Genomic DNA, 23,584 nt, shown 5'->3' on the forward strand with positions numbered 1-23,584 from the left:
TTTTTATGGCAACTAATATTATTACTCCCAAGTTCTTGGAAAAGATGCGTTCTTCGGATTATCAAAGTACGAGTTACGCGTTCGCAGAGATAATTGACAACTCTTTTGACGCAGATGCTAAGAGTGTGAAGATAATTTGCATTGAGAAACGTGATCGACACAATAAGCGTTATATCGATGAAATAATATTTTCAGATGACGGAACGGGGATGACAGACCACGTGCTGAATAACTGTTTAACATTCGCCTATGGCACAAATGAAGATTTGACCGAAGTAGTAAGAAAGAAGAAGATCGGAAAGTTTGGGATGGGGTTGCCTAACTCTTCGATTAGTCAATGTAAAACAGTTAGTGTTTATTCCAAAATTGAGGGCGGCGAATGGCGAAGTAAACATCTTAATATTAAAGAGTTAGTTACTAACGATTCTACGGAATTGCCTGACATGGCCGTAACGACTCTTCCAGATTATTACAATAATATAGAAGTTGTCATCAATCCATCACACGGAACTATTGTTAGCTGGCGCGATTGCGATAGGCTTGACCGCCAGTTTGCAGATACTCTCTATAAAAGATCGGAAAGTATCTTAGGCCGCCTCTTTCGACACCATCTCGCAGCTGGTTGTACTGTCAATTTGATCGTTTATCTACATAATGCAGAAGAAAATAGCTTCATAAAAAATATCGACAAGCGAGTACTCTTGTTCGACCCGATGTTTCTCACTCCAAATGGATATATGACCAAGCCGTTGCGTGAAGCGTCCGTACGTGACGAGTCCATTGAGGAAAGATTTGACCCTGCCATGTACTATCGAAAGTTCATTGCTGGTTTACCCGAGAATGAAAGCTTACCGACAAGTGAAAGGCTTGAGGATCATTCCTATGTTCACAAATTTGAATGGGACGGCAATGAATATCATATCAGGATAAAGACATCTTTTGCAAAGCTCGACATTCAGAAACCTGGTATTCGAGAAGGTGGAAAGACCAAAATTGGAACTATCTATGGTGAAAAAATGAAGAATGGCAACATTTATTTCACTAGACATCAACGTGAGATTTCTTGTGGCCACTATGGATTTTATAATTTATCAGCAGAAAACAATCGATGGTGGACAATAGAGTTGGACTTTGACGCCACTGCTGATGATTTGCTAGGCGTATCAAACACCAAGCAGGGCATTAAGTTCACAAAAACTATTGACGACGAGTCTTCTCTTGGATTTGACAAGCATACGGCGTCACTTCAACAAGCTCGAGAAAAGCTATGGTTTGAACTTTCAACAAAGATTACTAAGGCTATACAGGCTGTGTCAAAAATTCTTGGAGAGCAAGCAAAACAATTTGAACACTTGCTTAATCAGGACGAAGATGATGACGACACTTCAGTACCTACCGGCACCAATCAAACAACACAAGCTATAAAGAACACTGACAAACAACGAAAGGGGCGATTTGATGACGAACAAAAACGTGATCTTATAGATACTTTGAAAGACAAGTTCAAAACGCTGACTGAAGAAGAAGTTATCTATGCAGTTGATAAGTTCGATAAATCCCTTGTTCGTGGGTGCGTCATCTATTGTCCGATTGACGGGAGTGACCAGTTATGGTCATATAGTGAAGTTCGAGGGTTCCTGGTTATCTTTATTAATACCCACCACGACTTTTACAACAACATAATTGCCCACTTCCGAACAATGAAGTTTGAGTCTGCTCTCACAGCTATCGAGCTATTTATAAGCAGCCTTGCGTGGGAACAAAATGAACATTTCGATACCGATGCCGACAAGAAAAGGTATCTCGACAACTTTAGAACTTATGTTGGTATTCACCTAAAGAACTACCTCCAGGAAAACGATATAAAGATCGCAATCAAAGAGCTTGAAAACTACATGAGCGATGAAGTTGCTTAAAAATGGAATAAACCTCTTTGATGAAATCGAAGCATTTGTCAATGCCTCGCAAAATCTATTCATTTATGTACCTTATATCAAATTACCTGCACTAAAATTGTTGCTAAACAAGGCAATCCATTGCCAGGCAATTGTAGTCCGGTGGGACGTATCAGACTTCATCTTTAACTCGTCTGATGTTGAAGTCTATGACTATTGTAAGAGCAAAGGAATAAAGCTATTTAGAAATCCTCGTTTACATCTGAAAGCATTTGTGGACGACTATAAGCGGTGCCTTTTCGGAAGCGCAAATATCTCCAGAAGAGCGCTTAATAGCCCTCCTATTGGCAACTACAATTATGAGATATGTGGGATATGTGAAAGCTTGGGCTTTGAGGATCGATTGTATTTTAAAACTATACTCAACGAATCAACCTTGATAACAGATGATATTTACAGTCAAATTAAAAATCAGATTTCTCAGCGGATAGAACCAATCGAGGAAATAGAAGATTTTAAGATTGAGCATGTTGCCGATGAAAAGAATTTCCTTATTTCCTCGTTACCGATGAGCAACACCGTAAAGACACTTTGGCGCGTCTATTCTGAAAAAGAGGGCATTAATGATGAGGAAATCAATTGTGCATTGCATGATGTCGCACTCTATAAGATGCCATTAGGCTTGAGTGAAGGTGAATTCATTACGCGATTACAAGCAGCATTCTTTTCACATCCATTTATTAATGCATTCGTGCAATACGTTCAGCTTAAAGGCGGCGAGATATATTTCGGCGAAGCAAAAAAGTGGATTCATGACAATTGTGCTGATGTGCCAACTCCAAGAAAATGGGAATTAACAGAAAACATCCAGATACTATATAAGTGGCTTGTCGAATTGGCTAATGATACTTTTGCAATTGACCGCCCAAGCCATTCGGAACGGCTGTATTTCAAAACTTAGTATTCAAGCTCCCACACTCTACTAAGCTTATTAATGCGTTCATTAATCATGGGAATTTTCTCTCTGGATTCAGATTCTAAGAATGTGCTTAAGAGGCGGGATAATTTAATATTATCTTTCAAATAAGCCTTTAACTCTTGGCTGCTAGCTAGGTCTTGTATTCGTTGTCTTGTATGTTCATCTATATCGCTAATAAGCTCGACAATTTTGGTCAATTGTGATTCTAGCTTTTTTGAATTTAATTGGCCACTATCTTTAATTGCCTTAACTTCTTGTAGCACCTTCGAACCTACGTTTGAGTATAATAATTTTAAAGTCGTACAAAAGCTATGCAGCTCGCCTTTTCCAATATACCCTTTCAAACAAAACATTGTCAGTAGGTCAATTGAATCGATAATAGAACCAATCAGGTTGCGAGCGTAGAAATCCCCAAACTCTGCTTTTACTGGAGCGTCGTCTGTCGTAAAATGTACCTTCAAAAGATTCTCACGTAAAACCTCATGACCTAATCTACTATAAAATAGAGCTAAAGAAATCGAGAAAAACTCGCCATTCTTTTTTTGATAAGCTAGCTCCTTCTCAACAAAGTCACATTCTTTATCAAACGAGGAATGTTCAATATAGGACCTAAGTCGGCCATTTATAATTGATAAAAACGTTTCTTCCAGTTGCTCGTGATAAGTATTTTTTCTCCAGTTTGCTCCTACCTCTTCGAACACTTTTGGGCATATCTTTACTTCAGAGAAGCACTGTTCTGCATATCGAAGATAGCGGTCATCGCCATTCGACATTACAAGATTTATTATAGTACATGCATCTAAAATTCCAATCATGACACCTGCTCCCAGCTAACTATTTCCGATTTGATCGAGTTAACAAAATCCTCTGTTATCAACTCTGCATCGTTAGCCATTGCTAACTCGAGAATGAGTGAAAGCACTTCATTGATTTTTCGAATTGACAAGCGTCCAATATTCTTCAAGACAAATGTCAAAGCACCATCGTCGAATGGGAAATAGGGGTTATCTGCTTTGGGTTCAGCACGGTACTGCGTCGCATTTAAAAGTTCAGCGATGTACGTTTTTGCCTGTGCAATGGATGGCTCTTCAAATACGATCTGCAATTTGGCCCTTGTAGCAAGCGCTTCCCCTAAAGTTATAGAGAGATCCTCTACATTGAAAAAAGTCTTTGGCGTAAAATTCAAGAATAACGTCAGATTGTTGGGTGTTTTGTCGAAAAGCTGACGAAGAAAGGTTGTAAATCGATCTTGGCTAACTTTGGAAAGGGTATCTATGTCCTCAAACTCATCAATCCAGAGGTTTATAGAAGAATATAATACCTTTTCATGGGTAATGCAGTTGAAATATGTGCTGAGCAAATTCACGATTTGCTCGTCATCTTTTAATCCGGCCGGTAAGCCAAGATTTGTTAGGGTTCCTTTTGTAGAATCGCCAAAGAGATAGGCCTCAATTTTAGAATACTTATCACCGTCTTCATCGTTGATGATGATCTTAAATAGTTCCATGATGACGCTATCCGAACTTACTCCTGCTAATAAATCTGACACCACTGGTCCCGTTAGGCGTTGAGTCAATGCGTCAAAGTCCTTTTTTATCTCAAGTAAGCTTACTTGACCAAGAAATGACCTCAAGAACGCTTGAACTGGGTCTTTGGAAGTCCTCGGCAAATTAACTTTTATCGACTTAACTGGACTAGCATTTGCTTCGTTTGCTAATTGCAATACAGCATCGGTCCTAGTGAAAAAGTTGGCAGCGTGGGTCTTTCCACTACCATATCGACCCCAATTTAATACAATCCGAGACGGACTTGTTTTGATTCCAAAGACAATCCGCTGCTCAATCTTTGACTTTAATTCTGGGAATCCCGCCCAAAGGATTTGCTTTGCGTTTAATGGGGGACCTATTCGAAACGGGTTCTCCTTTAACTCGTAATTGGCAAGCGTCATCTGACTTTTTTTGACAAAGAACCGTCATTTTCGGAACTAAACCAATCCAACGCATACTTATTTATTACATTTTTTGCTATTTTATCTTTAATTGAAATCTGTTCGACTATAAGATTGTCGTTTAGAAGCAAACTAAATGACGCATACTCAAACGCTTGAGAAGCCGTAACTCTATTGGGCGCTTCTGTTTTAAAAAGTACGAAGGCCTTGTCAATATAGCTCTCTAATAAATCGTCGACATCCTCTTTTACCGTAGCCGAAACACTATAAATGTAGCAAAACATAGATATGTATTGATGTTCGAACGTATAATCCACATTTATCAAATTAGCTCCAGTAATTTCGTAAATACCCTGACTAACTTCCAGCAGCTTTTTTCCAGAATCCGTTAGACTGTAGTCGTTATATCTACCTCTTGTGTTAGTGGAAACAAGCCCCAAATCCAGCAGCCAATTCAAACGGGGTTCTATAATGTGGCCCAAATACACCTCAGGCTTTTCCCAGGAGTCGATGCGTTTTCGAAGCTCCAGTACTTTTCTTTTAATTGTGTTGTTCGCCAAGTGACCACCTAATAACCGTTGGAGTTCTTGCAAGAGGTATTCCTTGAAATGCTGTTTTATCGTTTGTACTGTTACTCCCTGACCGCAAATCGCAACAACTGATAACAACGCATTGATGTACATCGAATCAGAGCTATAGAGAAATTTAAAAAGACAGAGCTTGTCGACAAGCTCTAGCTTGAATTGGTTAGTAAAGTCGTCAGTTCGCGCTTTCAGAAGAGTACTATAAACTTTTGATTGCTTCGTTAATACATAGGATCTATTTAATACAGTAACAATATTCAAGTGTTGGAGAAGTTCCAAATATGGTTTTGCTGAAGTCCCTCTAGAGGTATTCTTGATTATACCTTTGTCGTCCCCGCCTAATGCCTTGTAACTGACTAAATCGGCGTTTGTCTTTTCAATATCCTTTTCTATCCTTTTTGCAAAATAGTCGGTTGGGAAATAGTTCGATATCTCAAACTCCTTAACGAGTAATCTTAGATACCCAAGCCTCCTTGTTTTTGCGTTTGTTTGCAGTATTGGAACATCATTAAATCTCGCGAAATACCTATCATAGAAATATTTATCCTGAGTCAATGGTAAATAGGCTCCGCGCAAAATACTTGTTGGCGTGTTCGTTGCAACTTTATTATAAAATTGAGATGCGTGCTCAAGTTGGCTCGGATCGAAATGAACTTCATATAACTTTATATGGGCTGTTGGACAAAACCCAGAATCGACAGGATCAGTAAGAATAAAGTATGGGACTTTCCGATTTTCTTGAAAATAATCGCGAAGCAGCGCATACAATTTACCTGCTGCACAGGTTTCTGTTATAGTAAAGCTTGTTGCTGTGACAAATATCTCCTGAATAAAGGCTAAATCTTCCGACCCAAACGAGGTCGCTGAGTCAGTAATAAGAATTTCCTTTATTGTTGCCGCCTTGATTTGATCGCTTTGTACCAAATCTTGTATTTCGTCCAATTCTATTTCCTCAAGATCGGCTTCGTTTGGAATATTTAACCTTATAACTAAATTGATACCCCAATGATCTCTGCTTATGGACAAGGTCTGTTCAAACGAATCCCAGTATAGGTCGTCATTTTCAAGTGCGCGTAAATAGTCTATTTGTTCAGACGTCATCTTTCTAAATAAAGCAAGCAGCGCAACCTACACCTTCTTGTTCATCTAAAATATCTAATAGATACGAACTTTGTTGGTTTTGGTTTTTTGATGCCCTCTTAATAAAATCTTCTTTAATTTTTGCCATTCTCTCAGGCACTAGCAGTTCTTCCAACTTTTCATCTTGCATCCAAGTATAACCATCACCTTCATACTCCATTGCTTTTTTAAACAACTCCGGATGTTGTTCATATAACCATATCCATTCAATTTTCTGTTGGAAGAAACAGAAAAAGCAACCCGAGCGACTACGTGAATACGCTCCTGTTTTCCCATTTATCTCGAAAGAAACTTTTTTATAATACTCTGGTACGCCTACACCGCTTTCTTCGAGTATCTTAAAAATGTCGTCTCTTACTAGAATATCTTCATTGTCTATTAGCGGGAAATGCGGTTCCGTCGCCAACGGATAGGAAGTCTTTTTTAAAAACTCATGCACTACAGCGTTAAGCTGCTTCGTGTCGAGGTCTAGTAACAAATTAAGTTTTCGTTCCAGTATAAAGCTTGGAGTTAAGGTAGTCCTTAGAATTTCGGCAAATCGTTCCGACTTTGCATTCTGTTCAAGGCCAGCATGGAATTGGAGAATTTGTGTGATATTCTCATTTGCTAAGGCGCTACGAACAACATCCTCGCTCCAGATATTTTTTCTAAATGGAAAAATTGATTGGATGTTAGTCTTCGTTGAAATGTACCCCTCTCTTTCTTCATCTCCACGAATGCCTACGTATGAAATCACAAGATCATTTCCAACGTACCGTTCAAAGGGTTCAAGTTTCAGCTTTTTCGTACACCAACGAGAATTGGACGAAGGAAGGAAACCCCCATACATTTTTAAAAAATGGTCAAATGGAAGTTCCGGACTATCTCCAGTGGCTTTCAATTTGATTATTTTCTTGCCCAAGTAAACCTCCAGATTCTCAATAAGTTTATAGGTTTCATCGAGCTCTTTACCTGTATCACATGTATAATATTCAATGTCCAAGTGGGGGTAATTATTCTTCATATAGATAGCTAATGCAGCGCTATCCTTGCCACCAGAAATCCCTAAAACGTGTCTAACCTTTCTCATGTCCTCAATAAATCTTTTAAGACGTTCGCTAATGCTGCAATATTGGTTGTTTTGTCCTTGGTTAGTCTCTTCTTTATTTCTGTTTCTACACTAGTAATTTGTTCCTTTTTGTTTTTCGGCAGACGGATCATCTTCTTATTTACACCATCAACAAACGACGTGATTTCCAGCCCAAATACCTCTTCTTTGCTTTCATCTACATCTGTTTTAGAAATGTTAGTTAGTGAGTCCAGCTCGATAATCAGTGATTTAAACTTATCATATAAAATAACCTCGTCTTCGTCCTTTAAATTATCAAGCGACTTTCCTATGACCGCCTGAGTAATTGAGTTGAGCCATGCCTTTTTATCGTCCAAAGATGAGTTAAGTCTTTGTATGAATGTCTTCTGATATGGCAGCAAAAGGTGTGTTCGCAGCTTTTGAAACCTCGCCTGGAGTTTTGCTTTGTATTTTTCAAACTCTATTTTCTCTCCAATAAACTCTGATTGAATATAATCTTCGAACCTATTCACTAATGCGTCATAACAGGTTCTTAGTTCCCTGATTGATTCCTGCAGCTTGTTAACATACGATTGAAGCTCAGTTTTGGAACTCTGTAGTTTAGGCACTGAAAAACCGAGTGCAGCAGGAAATTCTTCGAAGAAAGACTGTTCTGGATCCTTTGAGGTCGAAATAGCATCACGCAGTGATAAAGTCTCTTTTTTTAATCTCCTTGTTGCTTTTGAATATTCAGGCAGCCCTTTAAAAAACGTCAAAAATGGCTTAATCGTTTCGATGAAGGTTAAATTGTTTATCTCCTGCTTTACGTCTTGGCTTAGGAATAATCTGTAGCTGTTAAAAATATCCAGTTTCACCCCCTCAATATCGAACGCTTTAATCTCATACTCTTCAGGGTATTTGATAACTAGTTCGAGAACCTCATCTGTCAGATTTGGTATATACCCATATTCACCAAATAAAGCAAAATCATTTCGTTTAACAAACAAAAAGGTAGGAAGCCAAAAGTCAATGAACCCTTGTTTTAGTTTAAAGGGACGTCTGTTCAAAATATCAGACAAATCAGATACACGACGCCTACCTGCCTTTGCGCTGTTCAGAAATTTTTCTGAAACTTTCCATAGCTTTTTGAACGATGATCTGCTTGAAACGGTAGTCGTGAAGTTAATTTCATCAGAATAAAGTTCAATTCCATTTTCTTTAATCAAAGAAAGATAGATCATCTTTTCGGGCGGGAACTTTGACCTGTCGAATCCTAAATCTGGTTGGTTCCAATTATTGACAAGCGCCCTCAAATAGTTCTTCTTCGCTGTGTGAATTGAATTTGAAATCTTATGCTTGTTTACAAGCTCATTGTTGAATTTTGGTGCGTCGGTATAGACGAGTTCACAGATTTGCGACAGCTGCTTGTTAAAGTCGGTCTTCGTCGGTATATCCCTTAATTCACCATTATAAACCCACGCAATTTCTTTCGAATTAGAATAGAAGCTGTTTAATATTTTATGGTTTAGTAGGTTTTGTTGATGCTGGAGAATATTGTTTAGTTCTCGCACGGCTATTTTGTCATTAGCCCTTTCCTGGTCGTCAATTACTTGTTTTGTCTTTTCAATTTCAAAGAGTAGATCGCGGATAGTTTTTGAGTCCTTATAGTATCCGTATAAAATTGCCTCCTTTTGTTCAGAGGAATGTCGTTTTACCTCACTCAACGAAAGCTTTTCATTGAATATGAGATTAATAAAACCATCAATTTCCCCCTCTGGGATGATCGAAATAGGGAAATCAGAAATCTTATATTCAAAAAATCTCGGCGTGCCGCTTGTGTAGGAATATTGTTTAGCGAAAACCAGCGGCAATTGATAGTGTTTATTTAACAATGTTGGCACATCGCTAATTTCGCTAACGCGATTTGCAGCTTCGATTAGCGCCGACTGTATATCAAGGTCGGTCCCTTCAAAGAGAACGTATCGCTTGTTATAATTGCGATATAAAATGATCTTTCGTTTCTCAAGTTCAGCGATCAGCTCCTCGGCCTCCGCGATTCCCAGGCAAACTTTGGAGTAGTTTACCAGAAATGCTTTGTCTAAGACCGCACCGTTTGCGGACAAAATATTAAGTAGCCCTATTGACTTAATAATTTTGAGATAATCAAGTATGTTTCCGTCAAAGGAGCGTTCTATTTCTTCAATAGCGTTTTTGATAGCAGACCATGCTGCATAATCCGGATTATAACGCGAGTTTACAAATGAGTAAAAATTAAAGACGAGATAATCGTAAACACAAGAAATATTGTAGAAAGGATTGTTCTTTCTCCAATCACCGTTATTTATTCCTGTGTAATCCGTCGCTTCTAAAAAGGAAAATAGAGACCTTTCGTTTTGCCCGTATTTTTGAAGTGAAAGTGTAATTGCACTAGCTGCCAAAATATCTAATGGAAATAGCTTTGCAGCAATCTCAGAAAGATATTCGGAGTTAGTCGTAAACGCTTTTGATCTTAACGCGATGTCCAGTGCCTTTCTAGCAAGCTTGTCGTTCTTAAAAACATCAGCATTTTGACTGATATGCTCTCCCGCGAGATAAAGGAGTTGTTCTACTGGTTCGTTGAAAGTAACTTCTTTGAATCGACCTTTTACTTTTGTCCATTCTTGCTTTTGGGATGACGATAGCCCCATAGCATATGCATCGAAATTTTGATGCACTGTAGTTAAGAGTAAGATATTGTGTTTAGGGTTGTTAGCAAATTCAGACAACTGTTGAATAAAGTACAATTCTTTCTCCGGAGAATTCTGCGCCGCATATTCCAAAAACTTTCCAAACTCGTCAATCGTTATTATTAGCAATGGGTTTGATGTCCCAAGATCATGATATCGGTTATAGATTTCAGAGAGAACATTTGCTGTTTCAGTTTTCTTGGCTTTAACATCGAAGTAGTCAGCAAATGTTGACGTAATTGACTTATACTCACCAACAAAATTTACTATCTCATAATTTGGATTGGAAACGAGGTTTACATTGAAGTAACGCTTTTTCCTTGTAATGCTCTGTTGGTATGCCCACAAAAAGGACGACTTACCTGTACCGTATGAACCAATTATATTGAACGACCGGATTCCTTTTTTAAAGTCGTTTGAGATTTGATTAACTACTCTTGTTGCATTTGGTGTAGGGATGTAGTTGATCTCTCGGTCGGAATCCCTAATTATATTTATGGATGTTGTGAACTTAGTTTGCATAGTATTTATCTAATACTGTTAACGGTGATAGTTTCTTTTTAAATTGAAGCTCCTTGATGCCAGCATGGTCATTGAACGTAATACCGTTTGCTGGTTTTGACGCCAAGCTCTCTATTTTATTGAGCAAACCGCCTTTGCTCAAAGAATAAACTATTCCAATGCTATTAGGTTCTTGTTCGAGTGTTATGAGATTGACAGATTGGTCAAAGTTGCCAGCTTCCAGGATAGAATATAGAATAACCTCATCTGGTATTTCTGTTCTATCAGTATTTTCAATTACGAAGTAGTCATCTTTCCCTCTACTAAAAGCCTTTATGAGGTCTAACTCGGATAGAATACCTGAAAACGAATCCTCTTTATCTTTCAGATGGTGCGAAGTCCGTAAGTATAACTTCACAAAAACATTGAAGTCGTCATGAATCGTTTTTTCATTCGCCTGAAACTGTCCGGTGCTTTCGGCTTTTCTTTTTACAAAGGAGATATAGTTTTCGCGGGTAAATTCAATCTTCTCCCTTCGAAATTCATTGAAAACGAGAGAGTATGTCGAAGCAATCCCACTTTTCACCAAATGGTAGTGCAAAAGCCAAAGGCTTGCCTCATCTTCTAGGTAAGGATCCCAACCATCATTAGCTAAAAGCTTATCGGCAAACGGTGTTATTTTATCATCGAGCGAAAGAAGACCAAAAGATTTCATCCAAAAGCGAATGGATGCAACCATATTTTTACCTACACCAAGCATTATCGCCGCATCATCATCATTAAACGACTTACCCGAACTTATAAAGTCATATCCTTTTTTGGGCCATAATTGCCGACATTGGAATGACTCGTGACCACTAAAAGTGTACTTTTTCTCCATATTTAAATATAATGTAAAGTTACCTCGTTTACAGTGCCTTTGATTGGGCATTTTCAAAATGTGGATAAAATGAGGACAACCCGATGACTATTGAAAACACTCCCTTTGCTTTAATAAATTTTATCAATAACTACTCCTTGAAAACAAATTACCGCGTATAGATTTAGCCCACCCTTCCCCACTTATTATCAGCTGCAAATGGGTTACCTCGATCACCGGCACGCGACAACATCTGCATTTGCTCTGCAAACAGGATAAAGTTCTCCTTTGATAAAGGTGATTGGTATTATCACCATCCGCGCCGTACGCTTCTCGCCATTTGCTAATTCTGTTTAGAATCTTGACCAAACGATAAGTTTGATCGTGGATCAAACTTATCAGAAAACATATCAAAGTAACCCGTAAAGGATGTTGATCCAGACGCTGTATTATGATATTAGCTCAAACCACATTGTCAGATTTTCTGAAAGGGATGTAATGTCTAGATTTTTCTACTCGCAATTTCGACTGAATAGTCTCTGAGTTTGGGTTTGAGTAAATTCTTTTCCTCTCCTAGTTCTGAAACCAGCTTGATTAAGTTCCTTTGTGATCTGATAAAATGACTTTCCCTGCGACCGTAAGGAGACTATCAGTGCCGTCGATTTTTTATTACTATCGTCTTCAATTGCATTTGCTCGCCTAATTTCCATTCCTTTTCTTATGGCATCAATGCTTAAATTGGTTGGACTGCCTAATTGTTTGCCCTGCTTCTTTAGTTCTGACAATGCAGCCTTAGTTCTATGGCTAATTCGTTCCCTTTCGTCCTGAGCCAAGACTGCCATTATGCCTATTGTAACTGCATTTGCATTAGGCATATCTGCGCAAACAAAATCTATTTTACTATCCCGAAGAGTAAATATAAAAGCGGCGTTTCTACTCAACCTATCTAGCTTAGCAATAAGTAATGTAGCCTTAGTTTCTTTGGCTTTCTTGATAGCCTTTATCAACTCTGGCCTTTGATTGTTCTTCCCGCTTTCTATATCTGTAAATTCATCAGTAACTAAACAATTACCATCTTTTAAAAATTGTGCAACCGCCGTTTTTTGGGCTTCAAGTCCTAAGCCTGAGATTCCTTGTTTTTTCGTGCTAACTCTATAGTAGGCTATATACTTCATAGTAACATTATTTAAAGGAGTGTTTGTAAAATGTAATTACAATTTAGATTGAGGGATTATGTCGCCTCGCTCGTCAATATGGATAACGTCAGTGCCCAATTGCAGCAATGTTCGTCCAACCATACTCGCCCGGTGGCATTCCCTGGGCTTCAGTTCGCAACACATAATACAAGTGTTTACATCCTCACTGAGTTGAATTAGCTTTTGAATGCCAGTTTTGTAATCAGGGCTTTTATCAACCAAATCATAGCTGAGCTTCCCGTTGAGATACAATGATTGATCTTTAGGCTTACCGCCCAATTCTGCACCCATGAAGACGTATTTGACGCCGTTTTGGCTTAAATAGTCTTCCAATCTCTTTTTTGAATAATTAGGTTGAAAACGAGAAACCGGATTGGTTCTGATGTCTATAAGTATTTGAATATTAAATTGTTCTAGTAGCGACAGAAAATGAGCGTTGTTTCTATTGCCATAACCTATTGAGTATATCATAGCTTCTATTTCAATTAAAGCTACTTTAATACTACAGTTACAATATCTTATCCGGCTATATATAGTATAATCAGCAACAATAACCGTGTATTGACGACAAAATGTGCTGTTGTAGCATCTTGCGCCCGTTGGCCTATTCTTTTAAGACCTGTATCAGCCCTACATATTATCCCGTTTATACTCACTATGCACGTTAGCATAATAATAGTACTACAGTTTTCTACATCTGTAGTACTTAAGCCATTTATACTATAGGGTTCAAGGCTATACTGGGAAGTAAACTATAGCCTCAAGTGATTTTATGGATATTATTTTTGATGCTTCCAGGCGCATCCATTAGAGGCACAAATGCCCGTAGATCGTAGATTCTGCGTAAATCCTCATATAATTGGTTCGAGAATAGTCCAGAAGGGGGAGCAAAAGCCGCAGAACATTCTGCGGCTTTTTTGTTTCATTAAATATCTTACCCCTCGCCTAGCGCTGCCTTCAATTTTATCAGCGTTTCTAAATGCGAGCGAAGGACAGGGAGCGTGTCAGCAACAAGATTTTTCAAGTCGTTATCAGTCACAAATCCCTGTGCGTCTTCAAAACGCTTTATTTCTTTGCGATGCTTGCTGATCATCTCAGTAGTCCACTCCTTGTCCCAGGAAGGACCTTTTTTTCGCTTTACGTTCAGGAAGTTCACATTCCCAGTGCCATCAATATCGGTAAGCAATATCCCTTTCTTCGATGCATAATTTCGCAAGTCGCTGTCCATCTTCTTATGGTCGTCGAGCATTTGCGCAGCCTGTGTTTTCAACTCGCTGCTCGTGCCCTTTTCCATACCTGCGTTCAACCAGGACATTTCCTTAAGATTATCCTCCAGCGCATCTTTTACAAATTCTGTCTCTGTTTCAGAGGATGGTGCCTCAAAGTCAGGACCTCCGCTTGCAGCTGGTAAGACGATCTTATCCTGGCCGGCGCACGGAATCGCCAAAATAGCAATGGCAAAAGTCGATAATAAATTGAGTTTCAGTTTCATGGTCTAAATATTGAAGTGAGTAATTGATTGATTATTGCGGATAGTGGTTGTTCGTTAAAGAAAACTTAAAAACAGTGCCAGCGCATGGCGTTTACACTCACTCAAATCAACTAGCTCAGCTGTTTGGTATCTTTGCGTGTGGCTGGACTTTTTGATGCTGTAGAGCTGTTTGATGAGGGTAAAAAACGATTTATAGACTTTAGCCTTCCAGATACTGAACTTAAACTATGGGAGCAGTTCTTTCCTCGCTCTGAATCTGATAGCTATTATCAGAAATTTATTACTGAGACTCCGTGGGCACAATACAGGCGTAAGATGTATGATAAGATCGTACCCGATCCACGATTGACCGCATGGTATGGCAAAGATGGAACTAATGAGTGGACACCTGAGCTACTCGCCATAAAAGCAAAAGTTGAAGCAGCGGTTGGGATACAATTTAATGGCGTACTGCTCAATTATTATCGAGATGGAAATGATTCAGTATCGTGGCACAGCGATACGCTACCAGCAAGTGGAAAGGCCACACCGATCGCGTCGGTAACATTTGGAGAGACCCGGATCTTTAAAGTGCGACATAAAACAAGAAAGGATATTCAGCAGCTCGACATACCGCTTACACATGGCAGCCTATTACTGATGGGCGAAACGATGCAGCTACATTACGAGCATCACATCCCGAAGACCTCAAAACGAATTGGCCCGCGTATCAATCTTACATTCAGGATAACAGAACAGTTTCAGTAAAAAAAAGACAAAAAAAAGAGGTAGACCCAACTTGCTAGAACGTATCCCAGAAGCCAGTGTGCTACCCCGTTTTTTTTAGCTAATGCTAAAGTTTGCTCTCTTGCGAGAAAAGAGTCATACTCCAACTATACCTCGAACTTAATGCCGCAGTATCTAGCTTTACCCCCATTCGATAGCCTGCTTATTCCACCATACCTAAACCAATACCCTAAAGCCTTTCGGCCCTCGGAAAAACTACAACAGAAAAACAACTACCAATAAAAGTGTCTTTATAATATCGTAAATGAAGAACTTCTTTTTCTACTAATAAAGTTACGAAGCTGTACAAAAAACAGCAAGTTATTTTTCGTTAACGAAATAAGGCAAGGAACAATCTCCAACTACTTTCGCGCCATCGTGCAACAATATGAATGTCCCGCCTTTATACACACCGCCAAGGTACTCGAGACCAAAGAAATCAGCGATTGTAACCACATCAGATGGAGGAGTTGTTTTGATCGCAACTTCAAGATCCTGACGTGCTTTTAGCAGGTCTGCAATTGCAATTGAATTTCCTATAGTTGTTTGTTGATCCTTCGCCAATTTTGAGAATACCCAATTCGTGGCAATTTTATCTTTTTCCTGCTGTGTGCCAGCTTTTTTATAGCTCTCTACCGGCTTCATTACAGCAGATACATCATTCAACACCTTTTGAATTGAGGCAGTATCGCGATAGGACCATTGGTTAAAATCCTGCCACAGGTAATTGACAACGGGCACATGGGTTTTGTAGTTGATCTTCGCCGTCAAAAGATCATCAGTGAATTTTTTGTACTTGTCCCGGAAATTATCCCATAGTCCCTTTATCGGTGGACTGGTTGGCTTCTTGAGATTGACAGCTATGACCTTAACGGGGAGATCATGCGTGGATATCAACGATGAAACTTTGCTTAGTGCATCGCTGAAGCCAAGGCCGAGGTGCCCTTCTATCCGGAAGAAGTTCTTATCGTTTATGTTCTGTGTGGCAAATGGAACCTGCGGTGCAAGAAAGTAGTTATTGATGTGATCAATTTGACTCTCCGGCGCATGTGCACGCCAGTATTTCAACAGGTCATTTACCCCATCTACATTGTAATAGTATGGTATAGCCTTGTCTCCCAAAGGCATCGAAAATTCTGCCGAAGGAATGATCTTCACAGCGGCTGATGTTGCGCCGATCTTAGTTACTAATGCAGAGGCTACATTGAAGAACTGGTTGATGAGTGCCATAATGCGTCGATAAAGGCGCTGCAGTTTTTCGAACTGATACTTGTACGCATCCGCTTGTGCGACCGACCTATAGTAATACCTGTACGGATCTGTGCCGGCCCCTGAAACGCCGAGACCGCCGAGAATAATAAGTCTGTCGATCCTGTCGCCGTTTATGATGGGATACTTAGTTGCGAAATCATTATAAACAGCCAGGTATTCATTGATGGCTTGCTGCATATCGTATATGAATCCAAGGTAGTACGACACAAAATTTGTCTGTGATGCCGGATTGAACGTATTGAGCTTCGCAATTGCGAGATCCATCCCCAGTCGCGGTATCAAACTATTTGCATTTGTAGCGATAACACCGAGTTTAGCGACAATGGCACTCTTATTGGTGTTGAATGTGTTCGTCACATTAGTCAGATACTCTCCGGGATTGGTCACGGCAGATATCTTCGGCAGGCGGGACATCAGCAGATAATTGATGGTAAGAAGGCTTGCGTTGTTTGTTGTTATCTGCAATGAACTGACAGGAATAATGACATAACGTCCCTTGATGATGCGGTCAGTACCCTTGTCGTTACAGTCGCCCTGCGAGCAGTTGTCGTACTGCACATCGTCGATATCCGCAACAAAAGCAAGAACACAGTTATTTAGGTTAAAGCCAGCGATCTTAGCCGCGGCGGTTTGAATATTTGGGGATATCGTACGTTTATCCACCTGCGGATCGGGAGCAGCTGTAAATATCTCCACGCATTTTACTTCTGTTACGGTCACGCCTGGTTTGGGCACGGCACCGTTCATAAATTCTGAAAGATTCTCGTCGTTGTTGACAAATATCTTGCGCGAAGCACTTTTGATAAACTTGTAGCTACCCTCATCAGTTGCAAAACCCAGAACCAAAGCGGCAGGGTTAGCTGCCAGCGCATTGGCAGTCTCCAGCAAGTATCCATCTGGAGTAACACCATAACCGGGCATTACCTCATAACTCAGAACATTGGTACCACTAAGGTTTGTTTTGGTGATATTCAGTCCTTTCATAACCCCGTTGCCTAAGAGATAAGACCGGGTCGCCCGCTCTTCTATCTCGACATATCCGGTAGTTTCGTTCAGGTTCTCATTGGTCAGAAACTGATCTGGAACGTATACGGGGTACTGTGTATTCCTGGATTCCATATGATAAGTTTTACAACGCTTTCAAAAATTTTTATCAGCTTTTTACAAAAACATAGTTGTCATTATTCACACCTGGTAGCGCACTATGATTCAAGATCACCGGCCTGTCTATCATTTCACCTGAGGCGATCTCATCGCCTTTGTCGCACGACATAAGCACAGAAGGCGGATAAGTATTCTTCAGCTCAGACATCACCTCGCCCAGTTTGTCGAGCGCTATAATGTATAATTTCCTCTTATCGGGATTGGGATCGAGACCGTTGGGTTGGTTGCACTTCCTGAAATCACGTAGCGCGTTCATAAATGCTACGTACGCTTTCTCCAATTCGTACATCTGTGCCGGATTAAGCCAGCATATCTTGATGCCGATATGAGCGGACGCTTCCATGCGGATGCATTGCTCTATAAACTGCCTGAAATACATGTCTTCCGATATCTTCAGCCAGCCAGGTAATACGACCGATATTTTCATCGAATAAGTATCCTTGATCTCACAGTCCGCTCCATGCTTGCCCCCGCGACATAAATTCAACGGCTGAAACGGAGGATCGCCGGCAAGTGGTGTATGCAAAGGGCGCAACAGTATATGTTCGATCACATGCAATCCAAACACTGATTCGAATGAACCAGCACGGTTGTCAATTATGCGGTATTTACCATCATTCCAGATCTCTGCATTCGTACCGCTCTCAAGTTTTATGTTTACCAGTTTTTTGAATGAACTGCCCGTAACCCCAAGCATACGGGATACCCTATACTCCAGACCGCTAATATTACCAGAAGCTTTTACATCCTTCGAATAGTTTAGTGCGTGGGAACGTCCAGCGCTTATCTTGGGATACTGAGTGAGGAAACCGATCTTCTTATCTATCAACTCCGCACCTGAATAGTTCTGGTAAAAATCGTCGCCTTTCTGTTCGAAGCGGAACAGGCTGTAGTCAATGAATTTTTCGTTGAATCGAGCAAGCAGATGATCAAGGAACTTATTCCGCCTTGCCTGGGTACTCTTGTTATCCTCCAGCAGTTCAGAATAATCTTTCCCTTCCGGCTCGTAATTCTCAATAAGCTTTTGAATGTCGTTTATCTCGTCAGAACCGTCGGCCGTCTGGATTGTTCTCAGGTCCTGGTAGTAGTAGGTCTGTTTATTCGCAGCCTCATTCCACGACAAATTGGTTTTGAAGTTGGATAGCTGTGCAAGATAGTCAGCCAGCAGTTGCTCAAAAAACACCAGGTATGCTTTTAGCTGCATCCGCTGCGCCTGGCGCAAGGTAGAGGCACTATCGGGCACGCCTTCCTGACCAAGCATATAGTTCTTCGGAAATTCGTTCTGTATCGAATAGAACCTTGCGGTATCGCGGTGTGTACCTGTCGGCCACGGAAGATCGCTTTGAAAATCTCCTGGAAAATGCCGGTGCTTGATCACATCCTTTATCTTCAGGTTAGCATCATATGGCGGGTCAAAATAGATCAGTCCTTTGTTGAAGTTGAACCTGTTGAAACGCTTCTTCGGGTCTACCTCATTAAAGTCAAGCGCGAGCCTGAAGGTATGCTCCAATGGATCGGAAAGATGAAGGCAATGCTTTTTAGCATTCTCAATGTTGACAAAACTTCCACCTACCTTTTTGTAGCTACTTAGATGAATATCCTTTACCGACTGCACGCCCTCGATATCCATAATGATATTCACGAGGTCAGAAGTATAAATAACATCACGGTGGTTAAACTTCGCAAGCTCGTCATAATCTATAAAACCACGCTTTGCTATTGAGCCAAGAAATATTTCATCAATGCGCTTGCCTTTATTCAGCAGATCTTCAAAAGTATAAAGGTTGATACCGGGGCTTATATAGTTGTACAGATCATTATATACCTGGAACCACACTTTCTTTGCATCGGCATCAGGTTTCAGCTCGATATCGGCACATATACCGACCCGCTCCTCCTTTATCGCAGAAATCCGATCCACGTCTTCGCACAGGTTTCGCCAATCGCGCAACAGCGCGCATACGTAGTTTATACAACATTCCTCAAACTCCTCCTTCTTTATATTACCTGTGTTGGCATTGCCTGCTGACCGGTATTTCTCAAGCGTTTCCAGAAAATTTCTGTGGTACGACCATACAATCTCGTATTCCTCCATTTCCAACTTCACAGTGTACAGCCCTTTGAGTTTTAGCTTCTCAAATGCATTAAGCGGTTGAGTGGCGCTGAGCTCTGCTTTCTTCAGATCATAATATATGGGTGGACGGGCCTCTTCATTATCATTGGTGAGTATCCATACATTTCGAAGCCCGGGCACCTGGTCTATCAGCATCTTTCTGTAATCTGCAATACACACAGGATGAGATGTCAATATCTTTTTTGCACTGAAAAAGGAACGCGTCTTTGCTGGTGCCGTTTTGCCTGCATCTGTAAGTAGGTCATTTATATCGAACGATGTTCGGTAACCAAGGTCAGTCAGCGCATAACACAAAAGCTCCAGAATCGTTACACCGGGGTCGTGAACGTTGTAGTCGGTCCATATCTTACCCGACAATTTTTGCAAATATTCAATACCCGTCTTACGCAACAGATCATAATCTTCAGCAGGAAGACGTGTAGGTACCGCAGGTATTTTAGGGGTTTCAGTTGCTAACATGCTGCGTTTGTATTCACTATATGGTTCTCAAATGCCACGGATGTGATGACGTTACTCTCCTTATCCGCTACTATAAGTTCTTCACATTTCGTATTGCTATTCGTTCTGATCACTTCAAAATTGGTAACATAGTCTATGTATGGTCTTTCTTCAATAAAGTTGATCAGCTGCGACTGATAGATCTTTCCTTCAAACGATACCTGCTGCTTACTGTCCACGCTCCAGGGTGCTATGAACGCCGCCAGCTCTTTCTTTAACTGGTTGCTGTAAAATGCTTCGTCGCCATACTCAGGTCTTATCTTCACGTCACAGACCACTTTCAATGGTTCATACTGGGGATTGACAACATCTAGATGCGCAAATGCAGATGTGAGACCGGCAATATATTCTTTCACCGATTCTATAACCGACTTACTGACGCGTGGTTGCAGCGCGTCCTGGAAGTTGACATTGGCTGGATTTGGCAGCAATACAATTGTTACATTGCCTGTCACATACTCCGATTGCAGGTTGCTATGTGAAATGCACTTCACTTTGAAAATAGACGGGAAGCGCTCCAACACCAACCGTTCATAATCCCAGATGCTCCATGCGCGTCCTTTATGCCTCAACCTTTCGCTTACGCGCGTGTAATAGCTTTCATCCTGCTCTTCCGGCCTGCCACCATACGATGCATATGGCTGAGTAACTTTTTTGACACCAGGGATCCGATTCTCGAGTTTGGTTATTGAACTTGCTGGTAGCGCCTTGTTTAATCTTCCTAGATCGTTTATCCGTTTATCGTATACAGCTTCTATGGCCTGCGTTTCGATACCTATGACAAAAGGATATGCGGAGCTATCCTGTGGAACAGAGCCTTTGATCCATACCAGGCCGTCGGTCAAAATACTATGCGTAGACACGGCAGCAGCAGGAATATTGAATTTGATAAAACCCGTGTCGGAAAAATTGAGTGTGGTATTCTTTATAATTTGCTCTGTACCAAAAGACTCCCAGTTATTACCCGAAAGGTAGCTCCAGCTTATCCTGTTATCCTCATTTATCTCTTTGTCCAGGTCGCCGGTATCATCATGCAGCTGAAAGAAAATACTCACAACCTGGGATGAGTCCACACCGCTCAGTCCTACTAGCAAGTTCCCTTCGTCATTATATTCGGGGATAAGCGAATTACCAGTTCCCTCTAACTGCTCGACACCAAAAGGATGAAGATGATACATTGAATGCTCATCCAGGTCGATCGTTGCCTGGGCGACGTAGTCGAGATGCAACGAATTGAACTCGGGCGTATACGGTGTATTGGGGAGTGGTGTTGCCGCATCTGTTGCTTTTGCTATGGCTGCATTGGTCAAAATCTTCGGATAGTATACATGTCCGAAATCATAACCTAATTCTATCTTAATAAAACCCCAGCGACTATTTACCGCATAGTTTTTCGGCTGGCCGTATTCGTAGCCGCTTTTTAATGTGTTGTTCTTTGGCTTGAATGTATTTGTGGTTGAATTTTTAGAACTGTCAAGGTATTGTGCTCCATCATTCACTTCCAGATATTTCCAACCACCGTCATCCAATATCGATAGCTTGCCGGGAGGATGTCCCTGCTGAAACACCTTCATTTTGTGTGTCGGTGTACGCCACTGATCCAGAAATTCAGTTCCCGCGTCAGTATACTCGGCATAGTGTTTCTTCATATTACCGGGTATGCCCTTCCAGTTCATCGACAGGTGGAACGACTTCAAGTATTTATTGAACGCCTCATAAGCACCAACATACAAAGTTGACTTGTATTTCACTGGTTGTGCTCCGAAAGGGAAAAATGGCTTTGCGGGATCAAGTACACCTCCATCATTCTGAATGATCAGACTTCTTAAACCAGTTACATTCACTGTGAGCTTTATCGACGAGACTGGTACATTCTTCAATATGGAATAAGCATCGCCAAACGCAGTTTGGTCACTATTATCCAGACTGATCCTGATAACAGGATGATTGGTACTGAAGCCGGCCTTGTGGACCGCTTCATTGTAAGGGATAACCGCCGGATCGCCCGGATCTATCTTTACCAACAAATACGGAAGGCTATCGCCGCTCACGTTGTCCAAACCAGGCATGGTATCAACCTCCGCTCTTTGCCATCCTTTTGTTGAGGAATACTCTGCGATCAACGCACTTCTGTCGAGATTATTGATGCCTTGCAACTGAAGTGTCACACGCCTCTTGCCTTCAGGAAGATTTAGCATCGGCGATGAAAAGGCAAAACCCAGTTGCGCCTCAATATTATCTTCAGAACCAAAGGCACGCCAGCTTTTGATCGTGCCAGCAGGATCAACGATATTTTCAGTCAGCGCATTATCTGCTTTAAACAGGCCAAGTACTTTACCGCTATCTTTCTTCGCAAAAACGGTCTTTACTTCTGCAACCTTAGCCTTATTGACGATCAAGTCATCATTCGTTTTAAAATAAACAGGCTTACCTGTATCGTCTTTGCCGGCAAGTAGCACAGTTCCACTCGGCACTAACGCCTGTGTTGTATTTTTCTCCGGCTCGAAAAGCACAGCCACTTTATCAGGTTCTTCAGCTAGTGGTTTCAAACGCAAAACATCCTTATAATAAAAATCCAGCTGTTTCTTAGTAAGGCTATTCAAATGCTCCTGCGAATACCCATACAACTTCAGGAAGGTGAGGAACAAGGCGATATGCGGACTAGTAGACGCTTTATCCTCCAGATCTTCGAGCGAACTGAATTTCAGTTGCTTCGATTGATAGTCATAAACTTCTTCAAAAAAAGCGGTCCAGTCGCCATCCTGGTGGTTCTGATCATTATAATAAACCACGGATTCAGCAAACCGTGCCGCTTGTTTCAACAGGTCCTCTATTGAACGTTCATCCAACTTTACATAGTCGGGACGCAACGCCTGGGGATACCGTTCAAACTGGTAAGTGCCTTCACGCTGAAGAGGGTGCGGTATGTTACACGATTCACTCATTTTTTGATATTCGTGCCTTCATTTAGGTAAAAAGGATACACCAGGTTGTGGCGCGTGTTTGTGGCTCGTATTAAATATTCAACAGACACAATGACCAATCCCTCCTCTGCAGAAGGAATCAGTGTTACATTCTCAGGCTTTATTCGTGGCTCGAAATAATAGATAGAAGTAAATACAAGGTCTTTGATATACGTCTGTAGCGAAACCGTCAGCGGTTCAAATAATATCTCATCAAGGTTACAGCCATATTTGGGCTGAAGTATACGCTCTCCTACCCGTGTAGATAGCAATATCTCCATGCTGTTTTTTATATCTGTCTCGTCGCTTATCATCAAAGCACTGCGGGTAGGCTTCGAGAACTGCGGCGGAAAACTCCAGCCACTGCCCAAAAATGATCTAGTCTCTTCCATTGTATCCTCTTATAGTTGCTGCCTGCTC

At 40.9% G+C, this 23,584-nt stretch carries 16 protein-coding genes; 3 read left to right on the top strand and 13 right to left on the bottom strand.

Translation table 11 applies throughout. From position 1 onward, the window contains the following. Positions 1-5: 5 nt before the first annotated feature. Positions 6-1,916: an ATP-binding protein gene (locus tag P2W83_RS03535; RefSeq protein ID WP_276132312.1), complete on the top strand. Its 1,911-nt coding sequence runs from the start codon at positions 6-8 to the stop codon at positions 1,914-1,916. After that, positions 1,903-2,856, top strand: coding sequence for a phospholipase D-like domain-containing protein (locus P2W83_RS03540; protein ID WP_276132313.1), 954 nt, complete (start codon positions 1,903-1,905; stop codon positions 2,854-2,856). The genes P2W83_RS03535 and P2W83_RS03540 overlap by 14 nt, the downstream gene beginning before the upstream one ends. Here P2W83_RS03540 and P2W83_RS03545 read toward each other — a convergent pair. From P2W83_RS03545 to P2W83_RS03585, 9 genes are all read right to left on the bottom strand, one after another. Beyond that, complete coding sequence (locus P2W83_RS03545; RefSeq protein ID WP_276132314.1) at positions 2,853-3,647, bottom strand: hypothetical protein; 795 nt, start codon at positions 3,645-3,647, stop codon at positions 2,853-2,855. The genes P2W83_RS03540 and P2W83_RS03545 overlap by 4 nt on opposite strands. 38 nt (positions 3,648-3,685) lie before the next feature. After that, entirely contained in the window at positions 3,686-4,822 is a 1,137-nt protein-coding gene (locus P2W83_RS03550) for a hypothetical protein (RefSeq protein ID WP_276132315.1), read from the bottom strand. Beyond that, positions 4,819-6,507 (bottom strand): hypothetical protein, encoded by a 1,689-nt coding sequence (locus P2W83_RS03555; protein WP_276132316.1) that lies wholly within the window; start codon positions 6,505-6,507, stop codon positions 4,819-4,821. The genes P2W83_RS03550 and P2W83_RS03555 overlap by 4 nt, the downstream gene beginning before the upstream one ends. Before the next feature lie 4 nt (positions 6,508-6,511). Continuing rightward, positions 6,512-7,615: a phosphoadenosine phosphosulfate reductase family protein gene (locus P2W83_RS03560; RefSeq protein WP_276132317.1), complete on the bottom strand. Its 1,104-nt coding sequence runs from the start codon at positions 7,613-7,615 to the stop codon at positions 6,512-6,514. After that, on the bottom strand, positions 7,612-10,842 hold the full coding sequence (locus tag P2W83_RS03565; RefSeq protein ID WP_276132318.1) for a hypothetical protein: 3,231 nt from the start codon (positions 10,840-10,842) through the stop codon (positions 7,612-7,614). The genes P2W83_RS03560 and P2W83_RS03565 overlap by 4 nt, the downstream gene beginning before the upstream one ends. Next, positions 10,832-11,701 (bottom strand): DUF4007 family protein, encoded by an 870-nt coding sequence (locus P2W83_RS03570; RefSeq protein WP_276132319.1) that lies wholly within the window; start codon positions 11,699-11,701, stop codon positions 10,832-10,834. The genes P2W83_RS03565 and P2W83_RS03570 overlap by 11 nt, the downstream gene beginning before the upstream one ends. A 491-nt stretch (positions 11,702-12,192) precedes the next feature. Continuing rightward, complete coding sequence (locus P2W83_RS03575; RefSeq protein WP_276132320.1) at positions 12,193-12,855, bottom strand: recombinase family protein; 663 nt, start codon at positions 12,853-12,855, stop codon at positions 12,193-12,195. 36 nt (positions 12,856-12,891) lie between these two features. Continuing rightward, complete coding sequence (locus tag P2W83_RS03580) at positions 12,892-13,347, bottom strand: DUF488 domain-containing protein (protein ID WP_276132321.1); 456 nt, start codon at positions 13,345-13,347, stop codon at positions 12,892-12,894. A 463-nt stretch (positions 13,348-13,810) separates the two neighbouring features. Beyond that, positions 13,811-14,368, bottom strand: a complete 558-nt coding sequence (locus P2W83_RS03585; RefSeq protein ID WP_276132322.1) for a DUF4142 domain-containing protein — start codon at positions 14,366-14,368, stop codon at positions 13,811-13,813. Positions 14,369-14,506: 138 nt separating this feature from the next. Here P2W83_RS03585 and P2W83_RS03590 point away from each other — a divergent pair, with 138 nt between their 5' ends. Continuing rightward, complete coding sequence (locus P2W83_RS03590) at positions 14,507-15,115, top strand: alpha-ketoglutarate-dependent dioxygenase AlkB family protein (protein WP_276132323.1); 609 nt, start codon at positions 14,507-14,509, stop codon at positions 15,113-15,115. Positions 15,116-15,454: 339 nt separating this feature from the next. Here P2W83_RS03590 and P2W83_RS03595 read toward each other — a convergent pair whose 3' ends face one another. The 4 genes from P2W83_RS03595 to P2W83_RS03610 are packed head-to-tail and all read right to left on the bottom strand — an operon-like array spanning position 15,455 to position 23,556. Further along, complete coding sequence (locus P2W83_RS03595; RefSeq protein ID WP_276132324.1) at positions 15,455-17,524, bottom strand: hypothetical protein; 2,070 nt, start codon at positions 17,522-17,524, stop codon at positions 15,455-15,457. A 34-nt stretch (positions 17,525-17,558) separates the two neighbouring features. Continuing rightward, complete coding sequence (locus P2W83_RS03600) at positions 17,559-20,162, bottom strand: hypothetical protein (RefSeq protein WP_276132325.1); 2,604 nt, start codon at positions 20,160-20,162, stop codon at positions 17,559-17,561. Beyond that, complete coding sequence (locus P2W83_RS03605; RefSeq protein WP_276132326.1) at positions 20,156-23,146, bottom strand: baseplate J/gp47 family protein; 2,991 nt, start codon at positions 23,144-23,146, stop codon at positions 20,156-20,158. The genes P2W83_RS03600 and P2W83_RS03605 overlap by 7 nt, the downstream gene beginning before the upstream one ends. After that, positions 23,143-23,556 carry a GPW/gp25 family protein gene (locus P2W83_RS03610; RefSeq protein WP_276132327.1) on the bottom strand — a complete coding sequence of 138 codons (414 nt, stop codon included), beginning with the start codon at positions 23,554-23,556 and terminating at the stop codon, positions 23,143-23,145. The genes P2W83_RS03605 and P2W83_RS03610 overlap by 4 nt, the downstream gene beginning before the upstream one ends. Positions 23,557-23,584: the final 28 nt, after the last annotated feature.

The sequence above is a fragment of the Polluticoccus soli genome, assembly GCF_029269745.1.
GTDB classification, from domain to species: domain Bacteria; phylum Bacteroidota; class Bacteroidia; order Chitinophagales; family Chitinophagaceae; genus Polluticoccus; species Polluticoccus soli.